Annotated in this window: 15 protein-coding genes; 8 read left to right on the plus strand and 7 right to left on the minus strand. The window is 36.8% G+C overall.

Annotation, left to right across the window (positions count from 1 at the left end; translation table 11 throughout):
• Positions 1-95 precede the first annotated feature (95 nt).
• The 3 genes from EHQ49_RS02020 (at position 96) to EHQ49_RS02030 (ending at position 2,819) form a co-directional block, all read left to right on the plus strand.
• Positions 96-671 carry a superoxide dismutase gene (locus tag EHQ49_RS02020; protein WP_135575857.1) on the plus strand — a complete coding sequence of 192 codons (576 nt, stop codon included), beginning with the start codon at positions 96-98 and terminating at the stop codon, positions 669-671.
• 112 nt (positions 672-783) lie between these two features.
• Complete coding sequence (locus EHQ49_RS02025; protein ID WP_135575859.1) at positions 784-2,166, plus strand: anthranilate synthase component I family protein; 1,383 nt, start codon at positions 784-786, stop codon at positions 2,164-2,166.
• Positions 2,167-2,210: 44 nt separating this feature from the next.
• A complete protein-coding gene (locus EHQ49_RS02030) occupies positions 2,211-2,819 on the plus strand; it encodes an anthranilate synthase component II (RefSeq protein WP_135575861.1) in 609 nt (202 codons plus the stop codon).
• A gap of 78 nt (positions 2,820-2,897) precedes the next feature.
• Here the strand turns inward: EHQ49_RS02030 and EHQ49_RS02035 are convergent, their stop codons facing one another.
• Together EHQ49_RS02035 and EHQ49_RS02040 are read right to left on the minus strand one after the other, a co-directional pair.
• Positions 2,898-4,121 carry an LIC10025 family lipoprotein gene (locus EHQ49_RS02035; RefSeq protein ID WP_135575863.1) on the minus strand — a complete coding sequence of 408 codons (1,224 nt, stop codon included), beginning with the start codon at positions 4,119-4,121 and terminating at the stop codon, positions 2,898-2,900.
• Positions 4,096-4,524, minus strand: a complete 429-nt coding sequence (locus EHQ49_RS02040; protein ID WP_135575865.1) for a hypothetical protein — start codon at positions 4,522-4,524, stop codon at positions 4,096-4,098. The genes EHQ49_RS02035 and EHQ49_RS02040 overlap by 26 nt, the downstream gene beginning before the upstream one ends.
• On the opposite strand from EHQ49_RS02040, the gene EHQ49_RS02045 reads away from it, so the two are divergent.
• Entirely contained in the window at positions 4,523-5,437 is a 915-nt protein-coding gene (locus tag EHQ49_RS02045) for an SHOCT domain-containing protein (protein WP_244241301.1), read from the plus strand. The two genes, EHQ49_RS02040 and EHQ49_RS02045, sit on opposite strands and share 2 nt — an antisense overlap.
• Here the strand turns inward: EHQ49_RS02045 and cysE are convergent.
• Positions 5,434-6,150: a serine O-acetyltransferase gene (gene cysE / locus EHQ49_RS02050; protein WP_135575867.1), complete on the minus strand. Its 717-nt coding sequence runs from the start codon at positions 6,148-6,150 to the stop codon at positions 5,434-5,436. The two genes, EHQ49_RS02045 and cysE, sit on opposite strands and share 4 nt — an antisense overlap.
• A gap of 361 nt (positions 6,151-6,511) precedes the next feature.
• On the opposite strand from cysE, the gene EHQ49_RS02055 reads away from it, so the two are divergent.
• From EHQ49_RS02055 to EHQ49_RS02065, 3 genes are read left to right on the plus strand one after another with little or no spacing between them, the layout of a single operon-like run.
• A complete protein-coding gene (locus EHQ49_RS02055) occupies positions 6,512-7,438 on the plus strand; it encodes a site-2 protease family protein (protein ID WP_208732147.1) in 927 nt (308 codons plus the stop codon).
• Positions 7,438-8,835 carry an NHL repeat-containing protein gene (locus EHQ49_RS02060; RefSeq protein ID WP_135575871.1) on the plus strand — a complete coding sequence of 466 codons (1,398 nt, stop codon included), beginning with the start codon at positions 7,438-7,440 and terminating at the stop codon, positions 8,833-8,835. The genes EHQ49_RS02055 and EHQ49_RS02060 overlap by 1 nt, the downstream gene beginning before the upstream one ends.
• Positions 8,780-9,610, plus strand: coding sequence for a hypothetical protein (locus EHQ49_RS02065; RefSeq protein ID WP_244241302.1), 831 nt, complete (start codon positions 8,780-8,782; stop codon positions 9,608-9,610). The genes EHQ49_RS02060 and EHQ49_RS02065 overlap by 56 nt, the downstream gene beginning before the upstream one ends.
• 6 nt (positions 9,611-9,616) lie before the next feature.
• Here EHQ49_RS02065 and EHQ49_RS02070 read toward each other — a convergent pair whose 3' ends face one another.
• A complete protein-coding gene (locus tag EHQ49_RS02070; protein ID WP_135575873.1) occupies positions 9,617-10,810 on the minus strand; it encodes a DegT/DnrJ/EryC1/StrS family aminotransferase in 1,194 nt (397 codons plus the stop codon).
• 156 nt (positions 10,811-10,966) lie between these two features.
• Between EHQ49_RS02070 and add the strand changes: the two genes are divergently transcribed.
• Positions 10,967-12,319, plus strand: a complete 1,353-nt coding sequence (add, locus tag EHQ49_RS02075) for an adenosine deaminase (RefSeq protein ID WP_135575875.1) — start codon at positions 10,967-10,969, stop codon at positions 12,317-12,319.
• 25 nt (positions 12,320-12,344) lie between these two features.
• Here add and EHQ49_RS02080 read toward each other — a convergent pair whose 3' ends face one another.
• The 3 genes from EHQ49_RS02080 to EHQ49_RS02090 form a co-directional block, all read right to left on the minus strand.
• Positions 12,345-12,806, minus strand: coding sequence for a hypothetical protein (locus tag EHQ49_RS02080; RefSeq protein ID WP_135575877.1), 462 nt, complete (start codon positions 12,804-12,806; stop codon positions 12,345-12,347).
• Between the two features lie 28 nt (positions 12,807-12,834).
• Complete coding sequence (locus tag EHQ49_RS02085; RefSeq protein ID WP_135575879.1) at positions 12,835-13,350, minus strand: VOC family protein; 516 nt, start codon at positions 13,348-13,350, stop codon at positions 12,835-12,837.
• Positions 13,351-13,621: 271 nt separating this feature from the next.
• Positions 13,622-14,542: an AraC family transcriptional regulator gene (locus EHQ49_RS02090; RefSeq protein ID WP_135575881.1), complete on the minus strand. Its 921-nt coding sequence runs from the start codon at positions 14,540-14,542 to the stop codon at positions 13,622-13,624.
• Positions 14,543-14,586 lie beyond the last annotated feature (44 nt).

The following is a 14,586-nucleotide window of genomic DNA, read 5'->3' on the forward strand; positions in this document are numbered from 1 at the left end:
ATTAGAATCATTCTACTTTTTTAGTTTACGATTTGCTTTTGCGATCCATACTAGAGACAAAATACAATTACACTTGAATCCATCAGGAGACCACCATGGAACATAAACTCCCAGAACTTCCTTATGCAAAGGATGCACTTCTTCCCCATATTTCACCAGAAACTTTAGAGTTTCATTATGGTAAACACCACCAAACTTACGTTACAAACCTCAACAACCTAATCAAAGGTACTGAGTTTGAAAATGCTACTCTTGAAGACATTGTTAAAAAGTCTTCTGGTGGAATTTTTAACAACGCAGCGCAAATTTGGAATCACACGTTCTACTGGCATTCTCTTTCCCCTAAAGGTGGTGGAGCTCCTACTGGTGCTGTGGCTGATTTGATCACAAAATCCTTTGGATCTTTTGATGCATTCAAAGAAAAGTTTTCACAATCTGCGATTACTAACTTTGGATCTGGTTGGACATGGCTTGTGAAAAAAGGTGACGGCGTAGAGATCGTAAACACGAGCAATGCTGGTAGCCCTTTGAAAGACGGACTTCAATCTTTGTTAACGATTGATGTTTGGGAACATGCTTACTATATTGATTTCCGCAATGCACGTCCAAAATACGTAGAAGCATTCTGGAATTTAGTAAACTGGGATTTCGCGAACCAAAACTTAAAATAAGAACGGATTTAAGAATCACACGTCAAAAGGCAGGTTCCGGAATCCGGCTCCTGCCTTTTTTATTTCATAAAAAGATTCAAAATGAATCTTGGTAACTAATACAGAGTTTTTTATGACCCAAACACTTCCGAAAATTAAGATCCCCAAAAAACCAAATTATACTTCCTTGTCGTTGCCGGAAGGAATCGAGTTTTGGGAACTCTTCCGGGTCATTGAGGCTAAATATGAAAATTGTTTTTTGCTCGAATCAGCGGGAGACAACCAATACGACTCACGTTATTCCGTTATGGGATTCGACCCATCCCATCTCCTCGTGGGTGAGACGGGGGTTTTAGAAATTGATGGAAAAAAATATTCTGTCGAAAACCCGTATTTCGCTCTTCGCGAGTTAGTAGATTACAATTCACTAAGCATCAGTTATGCGGGTGGATTTGTTGGGTATTTAGGTTATCAAAGTATGCAATTCTTTGAACCTAAACTCAAACTCGAACCTCATCCAGATTTTCCGGCAATGATCTTCGGGTTGTATTTAGATGGACTTATTTACGATAAATTTACTGGTGAACTCATTTATTTTGATAATGGAACGAACCGAATCGAAGAAGTGAATCAAATCCTAAATCTGGCAGCAAACCAAAATTCCGAAAAACCGAAAGCAAAGGTTTCTCTATTACAGGCAGGACTATCCAAAGAAGTTCATAAACAAATGGTGGAAGAGGCCTTAGAAGAAGTAAAGGCAGGCAACACTTTCCAATGCCAAATTGGGTTTGAAGAAATCTACAAAGTGGATGGAAACCCGTTAGCTATTTATGAAACACTACGGGAAATCAATCCATCCCCTCATATGTATTATGTAAAATTTGGAACTCGTGCTATTTTAGGTGCGAGCCCAGAGTTACTCTTTCGTTTGCGACAAGGGGAAATGGAATCCTTTCCTTTGGCTGGAACCACCAAACGTGGAGCAGATGCCAAAGAAGACACATTCCTTGCTCGTAAACTTTTAACAGATCCAAAGGAAATTGCAGAACACAATATGTTAATTGATCTTCATCGTAATGACGTGGGTCGAGTGGCAAAATTTGGAACTGTAAAGGTACGTAGGCGTTTTGACGTAAAAAGATTTTCGCATGTGCAACATATCTCCAGTGAAGTAGTAGGGATTCTTTCTTCCAAAGAAGATATGTTTTCAGGACTCGCTTCTTCGTTTCCAGCAGGAACCCTCTCTGGAGCCCCAAAAATTGAATCGATGAAAATCATTGAACGAATTGAAAAATCACCTCGCGGTCCTTATGGTGGGGCAGTGGGAAGTTTTGGTTTGAACGGGGATTGTACGTTTGCAATTCCCATCCGAAGTTTTTTTGTGAATGGAAACAAAGGATTTGTTCGTGCTTCGGGTGGGATTGTTTTTGATTCCAAACCAGAAGATGAATACCAAGAAATCATTAATAAAATGGCATCCGTTCGAAAAGCCTTAGAGTTACATAAATCAGCTTAACTGATTCAAAACGATACATCCCGATAGAAAGGAGACAATAAAATATGAAAGTTCTCATCTTAGACAATTATGATTCTTTTACATTCAATCTTTACCAAATTGTAGGAGAAATTTTAGAAGAAAGGGAAGAACTCTTTCAGTTGGATGTGATTCGAAATGATGAAAAACCATTTGAGGCCATCAAATCAGCTAACTACGATAAGATCATTATTTCACCAGGCCCCGGCCATCCCGCAGATCCTGCTTATTTTGGGGTGAGTGCAGATATATTGAAGGAACTTGGAAAAACTACACCGGTACTTGGGATTTGCCTTGGGATGCAAGGAATGGCCACTGTGTTTGGTGGCGAAGTTGTACGGGCCAATGTAGCCATGCACGGAAAACTTTCACCCATCGAACACGACGGAAAAGGTGTTTTTTCCGGTCTTACACAAGGGATCGAAATTATGCGTTATCACTCATTAGTTGCAAAAGAAACTTCTCTTCCTAAGGATTTGGAAATTACAGCACGAGTTTCTTCTGGAGAAGGGAAAGGGGAAATTATGGGGCTTCGTCACAAATCTTTAAAGATTGAAGGAGTTCAGTTTCATCCGGAATCTTTTGGATCGGAAGAGGGAAAGGATCTACTCCGAAACTTTATCAATTCGAAATAGTCCGTTCGTATTTCCGTCTGAATTTCAATCTAAATTCTAGAAGTGCGCCTTAGTCTTAGTTTTTAATTTTTAGTTTAGTTATTTTAAGTCCTTTAACATGGCTTCTTCCCAAGAAGCAAAAAAGTCAAAGTCATTGCTGGCTTTTTGGGAATCATCCCCACCAAACAAAGAAAAACGTTTTCGTTTGTTTTCATTATAAGTAGTGATTGTATTGATTTGGCCCTGGGCTGTTTTTTTGAATGTGGCGTGAATTTGAGAACCACCTCGGCCTTGGGTTCCTTGGATGAGTAGAGTGAAAAACTCACTAAAGTATTCATCCATATTTCCAGGGATAAAAAAGTTTACAAAACCTTGTGGAATGACATAGAAAAAGTTTCCGTTAATTTCCTTTTTTCCAATCCGTACAAATTGTCCATCGAGTGTATCTGTTTGTTTATCAAATGTTGTTTTTAGTTTGTATTCCAAATTTTGGATTTTCACAGTGATTCCAAAAGATCTGATTTCAATATCACCTAAAAAACGAATTTCTTTTGGAGATTGGAAATAATCTAACGGTGGATTTACGGGAAAATGAAATTGAATCGTTTTTCCTTGGTTGGTAATTTTTAATTTATGCGTTGGATTGTATTTGTCCCAGATTTCAAGATTGAGTTTGGTTTTCTCTAAACGAGAACCTGTACGTTGATAAAACCCTGGGAATTTTGTTTTTGTATCTTCATTAATGGTAAATTCTAAAGTATGCCACTCTGCATTTTCAGTGATATGACAAGCCATGGCGTTACATAAAAATTGTAAATTCTCTGAAGATGATTTTAAGGATTGGTAAGCATTGTGATCGTTGATGGCTAAAACAAAATCATGGAACCATTTAAAAAAATCTCTGGGTTGGTAACCGTTTAGTTTATGAACAATCTTTCTTTCCACGGCATAAATCTCTCTATCTTCCCAAAGTTTTGGAGTGAAGGTGACTTTTGCCGAATAATCATATTTTGGTGGTTCGACTTCGTTCCAATGCAAATTCCAATTCTGTTGGTTGTCTATGGTTCCATAGAGAGAAAGGAAAGGGTATCCTTCGGGTGATTTTTGCAGTTGGGATTCGTTTTCTTCGCTGAGGCTTCCTGCCAATGCGGAAAACTGAATCTCATTTTTGGCAGTGGATTTGATGGAACGTTGTAAGTGGTCGTAACCTTTCCAAAACGTGTAGTAGTTTTCATTTTTTTGAAAACAGTTAGATACACTGATAAACACTAATGTACAAATGAAATAATTTTCTAATCTAAATCTCTTTTTTAAGAATGCCATATACTTCTTGGATGAGAGCCTCATCCATTTCTTCCTGATAGGATGATGAAATCAATTTGCCTGTTTTATTATAAATTCGTAAATACGATACACTTTTTGTTAGACCGATTGCCAGGTGACCTTTGCGATCTAAAAGGATACTTTCGAATTGTTTTGTTTTGGATTCCTCTAAATAATCTTCCACAAGTTTGTTTGTTTCTTGGAAATCCAAATAAAGGAGAAAGTGGACTTTGGTACTATCTTTCCAAAGTAGGTTCTGCATTTTCCAATAGAGTTTTCTGCCTTGTTTTCGACAAATTTCTAGATCTCGTAGGAAACAACCCATAAGGACAACGGGTTTTCCTTTTACTGAGCTGTCAGAATACGATTGCCCATATTGATCCTTCATCTGAAATTGTGGCATGGGTTGCGTTTTCCATTCTTCACCAGATACAAAAACTACTGCCAAAAGAAATATTACAAAACGTGACACAGTTTTTAGCGTATTCATAAATTCATTAACGGCAAGTTCAAAACATTCCTTCGTTCTGATTCTAGTTTTTTTTGTTTCTGGATGTTCTAGTTTTTCCAGTAAAATCAAACTGATTGATTCTTCTGCCTCTTTGGCTTTTTTTGAAGTAGAGGATGAAGAATGGAGAAAAATTTTTCCCAGTGAAATCTCCAAACTTAAAATCAGTACAAAAAATTTTCAGCAATTACCCAATGCATTAAAGTCAATTCATTACAAACGTGGAGTTCTTGCGTATGAAGATTGGGATGTTTTAGTTCCAGAAGTATATCTTTCGGAAATAGAAAAATTTGCTGAGAAGGTGAGCGTTAATCCGGAACCGAAAGTATATCTTTGTATATTTAAGGTAGATGATATTCTTTCACCAAATGTAAAAATTTTAAAAACAAGTTTTTATATTCTGAGTACAGAGAATGGATTAATTTTACTATTTCATGAAATGAATACTAATGTCAGCTTTCAGACGCAATATTCTTTTGAAGACTGGGTAATTTTTCATCCTACTCACATCAAACCAATTTATCGACCGGAACTTTGGCTAAAAGACAAACAACATACAAGTATGTATAAAGATAAAACGGCAGTTAAAAATGCAATTTATGGAAATGTAGTTGTTTTTGATATTCCTGAACTTTTCGCTAATCCTCCACTTTTTCGATATCCCAAAGAAGATGAAATTACTATACCCACCGAACAGTGGAAAACGGTTCCTGAGAAGTTAAAAGCACTAGAAGAGCTGAGGAAAAATCATCTCATCACAGATGAAGAATACAACAGGAAAAAAACAGAACTACTAAAAGAATTTTAAATTCCATCACCATGGATGAATTCTTGAATGAACATATCATCCTCAGGTGCATCAATTGATGATTTTTCTAAGAGTTGCTGTTTCTCATATAGTTTGTTTATGAGTTGTTGTTGTGTTTCTACTTTCTCTAACAAAACAGAAAAAACTTTAGCAATTGGATCTGGCATCTGATTGTGCTCTAACATTTGTTCTACACTATCGGATGCAGGGTCACCTGCTTTCACAACCTTACCAGGGATTCCGACAACTGTAGAACCTGCTGGTACATTTCGCATAACAACGGATCCAGCCCCGACACGAACATGGTCTTCTACAGTGATGTTTCCAAGGACTTTGGCCCCAGCACCAATCACTACGTTTTTACCGATGGTCGGATGGCGTTTCCCCGATTCTTTTCCTGTTCCACCGAGAGTCACACCTTGGAAGATAAGTGATCCGCTTCCGATAATGGCTGTCTCACCAATCACAACGCCAGACCCGTGGTCGATAAAAACTCCTGGAGCGATTTTTGCCCCTGGATGGATGTCGATTCCTGTCAAAAACCGACTAATGTAGTTCACAAGTCTTGGAATGATGGGCAATCGAAGTTTATAGAGTAAATGCGCGAATTTATGAAGCCATAGGGCGTGCAAACCGGGATAACAAAGAATAATTTCTAAATAGGACTTTGCCGCCGGGTCAAATCTTTTGATGATTTTAATATTTTCAAACATTGATTAGTTGGTTTTATTTTTAATGATTAGACGAGTCAACTTTTCCGAGAGTTGGGAAAGTTTTAAAAGGAAATGAGACAATATGTCTGTACAAAAAATCCACTTGTTCAATGGATTCTGAAGACCTGTTTTCCGGAAGAAAATTTTTCTTTTAGATAGTTCTCAAAACTAAACCAACTCTGCAAATTCGGTCGGATTTGACACAGTTTTTCCAAATGATTCCGAACTTCAAATTCTAACTGAATGAGGTTCAGATCGTATGGACGATTCAAATTTCCTTTGTCGAAAGAGTTTCTAATTGATTCTATAGTTAGCTTGTATATCCTTTCGAGTAGAAATAAATTTCTAGGTTGTTCCGAGTTTGGAATCAAAAAAAACAATACACATTCTTTTATTCATTCTTACATTTTTTACATTAACTTACTCCGATATTTTTTTGAATCCACAGGTTCCTCAGACATTAGAGAATTATAAACTTATGTTTTTTGAAAACTGGCCTTATTCGGTTTCATTGTTATTCATTTTATTTGCCCATGAAATGGGACATTATTTACCGGCAAGGTATTACGGCGTGAAAGCTACCTGGCCTTATTTCATTCCTCTGCCAGTAGGTCCGATTGGAACTATGGGTGCTGTCATTCAAATCAAACAACAAATTCCTGATAAAAAAGTCTTATTTGATATTGGGATTGGTGGACCTACAGCAAGTTTGGTCCTTTCGATGATTGCTTGGTTGGTGGGCATTAGTTTGTCTAAAGTTTTAGAAATACCAGCAGGTTTTGATCGGTCGGGATTTTTATTTTTTGGAGATAGTCTTTTTACTTATTTTACGACTCAGTGGATTCTTGGTCCCATTGATTTTTCGACAATGGATATACAGGCTCATCCACTTGCAAAAGCAGGTTGGGTAGGGCTTCTCATTACAGCCGTAAACTTATTACCTTTTGGACAATTGGATGGGGGACATGTCATATACTCTATGTTTGGTGAAGGATATCGTAAGTGGATCTATCGTTTATTTGTTTTTTTTCTTATTTTTGCTTTGATTCATTTTACATGGTTACTTTGGGGTTTTATTATTTATTTTGTGGTAAAGGTAGAACATCCATTCATTCGCGATTCCTTATCTGGCATTGGTAAATTTCGCTTTTATTTTGGAGCGACGATGTTAGTAACATTCCTAATCATTTTTGTACCTAAACCGATTATCTTGGGTTCAGAATTTAATGATTCCTCTCTTCTTACAGATATTTTTCGTCTGATAACTGATAACATTGGGTTGAATTAATGATTCGCATTCTACTTTTATTAACATTCTTTTCCTTTGGACTCATCGCTCAGGAAAGTAAAGAATACAAACTTACAGATAAGGCTTATGGTCTTGCTTGGGATGGAGTGAACTTTTGGTACATTGACACCAATCGTCGTGCCATTATTAAAATCAATGAAATTGGTGAACAAGAGATCTTCAATTTAGGATTAGCTAACCTTCGTGGAATTAGTTTTGATTCACGGGAAGGAAAACTGCTTGTGGTGGCACCAAAACAGATTTTGAAATTGGATCCTAACTCTGGCGGGATTACAGATAAAATCCCAATTCCTCTTTCAAATGTTGCGGGCATTGCGAGTGTCGGGAATTACTATTACATTCTGGATTTGGACTCAGGGAAAGTGCAGATCTATGACCAATCTTCTTCTCTATTGATCGGCGGATTTTTTACTGATAGAACCCGACCACGTGATATTTGTTATGGTAGAGATTCTTTATGGATTTCGGATTCAGCAGACAATAGTATTTACCGATACGATACCAAAACAGGAAAAATTACAGGTTCTATTAAAACAAATCTACGTTCCGTACGTGGTGTTTTACTCAGTGGATCCAAACTTTGGGTGGTGGATCGTGAAAATAAGGAAATTAAAAATATTCCCTTCATCGAAACAGAACGTTTCATTGCATCCGGTGAAGAAGAATACAACTTAGAAGTTTCGTTAAAATTCAAACTAGATTCCGTATCACTTTCAAAAGCACAAATTGCGATCCTCCACCCTCCTTCTAACGAACAACAAAGAATTCGTTCTGTAAAATTTTTGGACACAACTTACCAACCAACGTTTATCCAAAGGAATCGAGTACACTTAAAGAAACTATCAATTGAAGATTTACCTGGCGAACAAATTGTTAAGTATAAGTTTTCTTCGAAAAACCAATTCATTAAGTACTATGTTACTGATGAATATTTGGATAAAGAAGCTGTATATCCCGGAGATGTTACATCTTTTTATGAAAAGTTACCGGAGGAATCGAAACTTTTACCGAGAGATTATTTGGATGCGATTTACTTGGCTCGTCAAACTAGCGTAAGTATCAATGATTTCAAAGCTAAAATGAAAGAAATTGGTGTTCCAATGCAACCATTTCGTATGATTCGTTTTGAAAAGGGAAAAGCAAAATCAATTCAAGATTCCCTATCTATTTTTCTTTTGAGTTATGGATGGATTCCCATTGGTGATTTGGGTCTTGGAAACAATACAGACAAACGATATTTTGAAAAAAAGGAAACAGATTTGATTTTATATCAAAGTTTGAATTTCAAATCTTCAGTTTCTCCTGTATACTTTCGTAAGGATGTTAATTCAGAATGGGAAAATTTACCTGCAGAGATTACTTACAAAATTAAGTAAAGTTTCCCTTCTTTTACTCTTTGCCTGCTCTGGACTCGGACAAAAATTTAATTCTTTGTTTGTAGACAGAGCCATTGAACGAGAGAATAAATTTAAGGAACTTGTGGAATCCACATGGATTCAATTCCCTAAACTAGGATTGTATTGTGAGAAGGAAGTTTCCTACCATAAGATCTTTTGTAAGCTTCAAACCGTTCTTAGTTTTAGGAAACTTTCCGAATATTTAGGAATTCAGATTTTTGAATCCGGCCCCCATACTAAATACTATTTAGAATTAAATTCTACTTCTGAGTTTGGACATTACAATCCAGAATTTCCTGCGAAGCTAAGGGAGTATCTTCTTCCAGCAAAAACAAATACAGCTTTATATACTTTGACATTACCGATTTATGAACGTTTGATTCGAAATACAGCTCGTGAGTTCTTTATTGTATACCAAAAGTTGGATTCGAATTCTAAGTTTTTTAGAAAAGAAGCAGATCGTTATATATTGTTAGTAGAAGAGAATCGATTAGACCCTTATTATTTGGATCGTTTTATTTTGTTTTTATATCCGGCCTTTACAGATAATGAAGACCCTGAAGAGTCATCTCGATTTGTTTATAAGAAAGGCGATGAAACTATAGATGCCCAAGTGGTCAAAGAACTTGTGGGATTTTGGATTCGCAGAAAGGCTGATGGAACAGATACCGAATTTGTTTTAGGATTAGTTGATTTATTGAAGTTGTACGATCCGGAGTTTTATCAAAACCGGATCACAAATCAAAGTAACTAATCTATATTAACCGAGTATGTCTTTTACCGCATCAATCACATCTTTTTCATCCGACTTAGTCATACCAGCAAATAAAGGAAGAGACACTGAACGATCATACATCAGACAAGCATTCGGGTATTCTTTTCGATTGTATTGGAATGTCTTTTTATAGTAAGGGTGTTCAAAGATTGGTATAAAGTGAAGGCTTGTGCCAATATTTCTTTCCTTTAATTCTTCAACCAAAGTATCTCGCCCTACTTTGGCGATTTTAGGATCTACTTCAATACGGTAGAGATGCCAACTATGAATTCCATTCGAATCTTCTTTTGGAAGTTTGATTCCTCTTAAGGAACTAAACTCTTGATTATAATGTTTCGCAATTTCTGTTCTGCGTTCCCAGAATCCGTGAGATTCATTTAATTGGACAACACCGAGTGCTGCTGCTATGTCAGTCATGTTGTATTTGTAACCTGCATCAACTACTTCATAATACCAACCTGGTCTGTTGAACGCATCACGGTTAATTCCATGAAGGCGCATTTTACGAATTCGTTCTGCGGCTTCTTTATGAGAAGTAGTGACCATCCCCCCTTCTCCCGTTGTGATCCCTTTCGTAGCATAAAAACTAAACACAGTAAAATCACCCCAGGTTCCGATCATTTTCTCTTTGTGAACTGCAGGGAAAGCATGGGCTGCATCTTCGATTACATATAAATTATATTCTTTTGCAATGGCCATGAGGTTTTCCATATCACATGTATAACCGGCCAGATGTACAGGAAGGATGGCTTTGATTTGTTTGCCTGTTTTTTTACTTTTGAGTTCTTTTCCGTTCCATACACACTTAGTTTTGATGGTTTCTCGTAAAGTTTCTGGAGTCATTAAATTGTGAATTGGATCCACATCGGTAAGAATTGGCTCGGCTCCAAAATAACAAATCACTTCGGTAGTAGCAGTGAACGTGATCGCACTTGTGATAGCAGCATCTTTGGAGGTAAGTCCGATGGCTTCCAGAGCCAGGTGGAGACCAGCTGTCGCTGAATTGACAGCTATGGTTTCTTTGCTTCCTACAAAGTCACCAAACTCCATCTCGAATTGTTTAACTTTGGGTCCAGAGGTGACCCATCCAGACCTTAGCACTTGTGCCACTTCTTCAATTGCATCTTCAGAAATGGAAGGAAGTGCAAACGGTAGGAATGTTTTGCGAGATGTGAGCATATTCATTTATACGACATAATTCGGAAAAAATTTCCAGTCTTTTCCGCTCCCAAACTTCCTATCGACGGGATTTTTGAAAGCTGAATAGGGATTTTCACCTGGGTTCTAAAAATCTACTTGTAGAGACCTACGAATTTTCCCATTCTTTCCTGGAACATGGAAGTTCCTTTTTCTGAGATTTTAAATCGTATTGCAGTCATTGACCGTGACATTGCAGAGCTCAATCGCTTAAAGAGCCGTCTGCCAGCTGACAGGCCGTACTCGCCTACTATTCAACTTACTTTTGATAAACAAATCAATACTCTGTTAAATGAGAGAGTTTCCCTTATGGAGCTCCCGATCCTCCATCCTCCCCTTTGGTTACTTTCCAAAGAGGGGTTGGAACCATCCACAGAGTCACCTCTTCTCAAAGAGAGAAAATCCTTACTTGCCGGCGACCTTTCGGTTCCTCACCCGAACGAACAGGATGTTATCAATTTCATTCGAGAAATTCCAAAGACAGAAGTTCACCTACATTTGGAAGCTTGTGTGAATAAAGAAACTTTGAAGTTTTTGTACAAAAAGAACGGAATCGAAGTTACCGACAAAGAATTTGAAGATAAATACAATTTTAAAGACTTAAATGGTTTCATTCAGGTATTTTTCTTTGTACAAGGTTCCGTTAAGGAAGCATCCGATCTCGGATATTTTATCGATAGTTTAGCAGAGTATTTGCGTTCCAATAATATTGTTTATTGCGAAGCCTTCTTTGCTCCTTCTAAGTTCATCCAAAATGGATTGGATTTTGATGAAATGGTCGAGGTGATGGTGAATCGGATTCGCCAAATCGAAGTCAAAGATGGAATCACTATACGATTGTTAGTGGATGTATCTCGTTCCTTCGGCCCTGAAAATGCTATGAATAATCTCAAAAGAGTTTTGGGATTAAAACATAAAGAAGTCATTGGAATCGGGCTTGGTGGTGCAGAACTTATGGGTCCTGCAAAAGATTATTCAGAAGTATTCAAAGTAGCTCGCGAATCAGGTTTACGCTGTGTGGCTCACTCCGGCGAAGATGATGGGCCTTGGGCTATCTGGGATGCTGTCAATCTTTGTAAGGCGGAAAGGATTGGGCACGGAACTTCGGCCATCCAAGATCCAGAACTTGTTCGATATATGAAAGAAAACAAAATCCCAATTGAGATTTGTGTTACTTCTAACGTTTTTACGGGAAAATACGTTCGTAAAGAACAAAACCATCCAGTACGTTATTATTACGACCAGGGACTAATGTTGTGTATCAATACAGATGATCCTGATATCTTTAATGTTAACCTTACATATGAATTCTTTAAACTCTACCGTTTCTTAGATTTTTCTATCGATGAAATTATTGATTTGGTGAGACAAGGTGTACTTTGTACTTTCCATCCAGAAAAAGAATCACTCTGGAAGTCAATGGAAGAGAAGATAGATCAGATTAAATTGAAATACAATTTGATTACTGAAAAACAAGTATCAGCTGTTTAGTTTGGAATTTTTAACAGTTTAATTGTTATTTAAATTCATTCGGTATATCGTTTGAGGTTTTTCTAATAAAGTCTTCATTTGTAAGTTTTTCATTGTTAAATCTTTTGAAATAGAATTTATTACCAACTATTTTTGTGAATTGTTCAACTGCAATGGATGTGTCCTGCGTTTGTTCATCAAGAATAGGATCGTGAAACTCGCATTTGTATGCTTTGTAAGTACACTGACTTACCCATTCAATGCATTCGACAAAATAAAAGTTTGGATATTCTCTAAAAGTGAAAACTTTGTTTTTTGTATAAATGATTTTTACATCAGCAACATTGAACTTACCTGGAATTGGATAAGTATATTCAAATACACCTAAAAGTTTTTTTTGACAATCGAGTTTGGTTGTATCTTTGTTTAGATTGATTGCGTTACTTTTAAATGGCAAAAAAAACGTTAAAACAATGATAAAGAAAATAGAAATTTGAATTTTGTTCATTTTGTAAAAGAGTAAGAACAAATACTGATTAACTAACTGCTTCTTTTAATGTCGCAATGTCGATTTTTCTCATCTTTAACATGGCTTGTGTGGCACGTTCCGCTTTGATTGGGTCTTTGTGAGAAATTAATTGTAAAAGAATTTTTGGGGTGACTTGCCAATACATACCGAACTTATCTTGAAGCCAACCACACATACTTTCTGTGCCACCATCTGCTAAAAGAGCATTCCAATAATAATCTACTTCTTTTTGAGTTTCTACACTGATCATAAAAGAAACACCCCAAGTGAATTTAAACTCAGGCCCACCATTGTAAGCTGTAAACTTTTGTCCGTTTAAAATGAACTCCCCTTGCATTGGGTTGGCAGTGATGATTTTGGATTTTTTAAAAACCGATGCGTAGAACTTTGCCACTTCTTCAATGTTTGCATTAAACATAAGAAAGGGTGTTATGCTATGCGTAGGATTGGCACGATAATCTAACTTTTTTGAACTGGATTTTGTTTTGGTTCCGCTACTTTTTTTCTTCTTTGGTGCTGCCATGGCATTCCCCTTACTACAATTTGTTAGAATATGGTATGTTCATAAATTTCTGAACGAATGATCGAAAAACAGAGATAATTAATTATTTGCTTTAGAATTCTTCAACTCTTTATTAATGGGTTCGGAAGAAATTAACGGTTCTTTATTGATTCAATCTCGTTTGGTTTTATTAATGAATTTGATTCAAAAAAAGTTAATTTTCAAATAAGTTGCAATGGAATTTTACAATTGATTATGTCAAATGTAATTTGATTAATTAGTAAAGAGATGATTAACTAATACCTTGACTCATGACAAAGCCTGCATCTCGTGCGGGTGTAGTTCCAAAGAAACGTTTGTATTCTCTACTAAATTGCGATGGACTTTCATATCCTACTCTGAGTGCAGCTGTAATTGCATTCATTCCATCATGTGTCATTAGAGCTTTAGCTTTATGTAATCTCACATTCTTTATATATTGCAGTGGAGAGGAATTTGTTATGGCTTTAAAGCTAGCATGAAACGTGGATACACTCATTCCAGCATATATCGCCAGTGTATTGATATTTAAATCATCAGAAAAAGATTCGTGTATTTTATCTAATACCCTCGCGATCATAAAAAAACGTCGATTCTGATATGCCATTGCGCGTAATGATTCGCCGTGTTCACCATAAGCTACGCGATAAAGTAATTCTTTTAATATGATCGGGCCTAGGATAGAAGCATCTTTTGTAGAAGTCATTGTCTGTAAAAGTCGTAAGAAAGTATCAACAATTGGTTCGGTCATTTTTGCTGTATGTATTCCCGACGGTACATAGTCTGTAGCTGCGTAGTCTTCATCGGAGCTCTGGAGAATTTGTGCAATGGATTCGGATGTCAGATATACAGAGAGACCCAACGTGGGTGTTGAAGGACTTGCTATCACCTCGCATTCCACCGGTAGAGGTACTGATAGTAGAAGATAATTGGAAGGATTTAATAAAAAAGATTTGTCTCCAAGGAAAATACGTTTCTGACCCTGGGCTAGAAATACTAAAGTTGCTCCATAAGCCTTGGGTTCTCTTGGGGTAGACTCAGTAGCACGATAGATTTTAACACCTTCCACTAAAGAGGAAATAACAGCTGGTTTAGGAACCAATACATTGTAGAGTTCCCTTATCTGTTGGCCTTTCGCTGAAATTACACTAGAGTCCATATTTACTTCATCCATCAGACTACCTTCACTATCAAAAAAAGCACTCATTTTTTAGACGT

The organism is Leptospira perdikensis, assembly GCF_004769575.1.
GTDB classification, from domain to species: domain Bacteria; phylum Spirochaetota; class Leptospiria; order Leptospirales; family Leptospiraceae; genus Leptospira_A; species Leptospira_A perdikensis.

Excerpts from the sequence above, each read along its gene's own strand:
- EHQ49_RS02045 (WP_244241301.1), top strand. The coding sequence starts at position 4,523 with ATGGGTTGCGTTTTCCATTCTTCACCAGATACAAAAACTACTGCCAAA.
- EHQ49_RS02060 (WP_135575871.1), top strand. The coding sequence starts at position 7,438 with ATGATTCGCATTCTACTTTTATTAACATTCTTTTCCTTTGGACTCATC.
- EHQ49_RS02025 (WP_135575859.1), top strand. The coding sequence starts at position 784 with ATGACCCAAACACTTCCGAAAATTAAGATCCCCAAAAAACCAAATTAT.
- EHQ49_RS02090 (WP_135575881.1), bottom strand. The coding sequence starts at position 14,542 with ATGGATGAAGTAAATATGGACTCTAGTGTAATTTCAGCGAAAGGCCAA.
- EHQ49_RS02070 (WP_135575873.1), bottom strand. The coding sequence starts at position 10,810 with ATGCTCACATCTCGCAAAACATTCCTACCGTTTGCACTTCCTTCCATT.
- EHQ49_RS02030 (WP_135575861.1), top strand. The coding sequence starts at position 2,211 with ATGAAAGTTCTCATCTTAGACAATTATGATTCTTTTACATTCAATCTT.
- EHQ49_RS02020 (WP_135575857.1), top strand. The coding sequence starts at position 96 with ATGGAACATAAACTCCCAGAACTTCCTTATGCAAAGGATGCACTTCTT.
- EHQ49_RS02080 (WP_135575877.1), bottom strand. The coding sequence starts at position 12,806 with ATGAACAAAATTCAAATTTCTATTTTCTTTATCATTGTTTTAACGTTT.
- add (WP_135575875.1), top strand. The coding sequence starts at position 10,967 with ATGGAAGTTCCTTTTTCTGAGATTTTAAATCGTATTGCAGTCATTGAC.
- cysE (WP_135575867.1), bottom strand. The coding sequence starts at position 6,150 with ATGTTTGAAAATATTAAAATCATCAAAAGATTTGACCCGGCGGCAAAG.
- EHQ49_RS02035 (WP_135575863.1), bottom strand. The coding sequence starts at position 4,121 with ATGGCATTCTTAAAAAAGAGATTTAGATTAGAAAATTATTTCATTTGT.
- EHQ49_RS02040 (WP_135575865.1), bottom strand. The coding sequence starts at position 4,524 with ATGCCACAATTTCAGATGAAGGATCAATATGGGCAATCGTATTCTGAC.
- EHQ49_RS02065 (WP_244241302.1), top strand. The coding sequence starts at position 8,780 with ATGTTAATTCAGAATGGGAAAATTTACCTGCAGAGATTACTTACAAAA.
- EHQ49_RS02085 (WP_135575879.1), bottom strand. The coding sequence starts at position 13,350 with ATGGCAGCACCAAAGAAGAAAAAAAGTAGCGGAACCAAAACAAAATCC.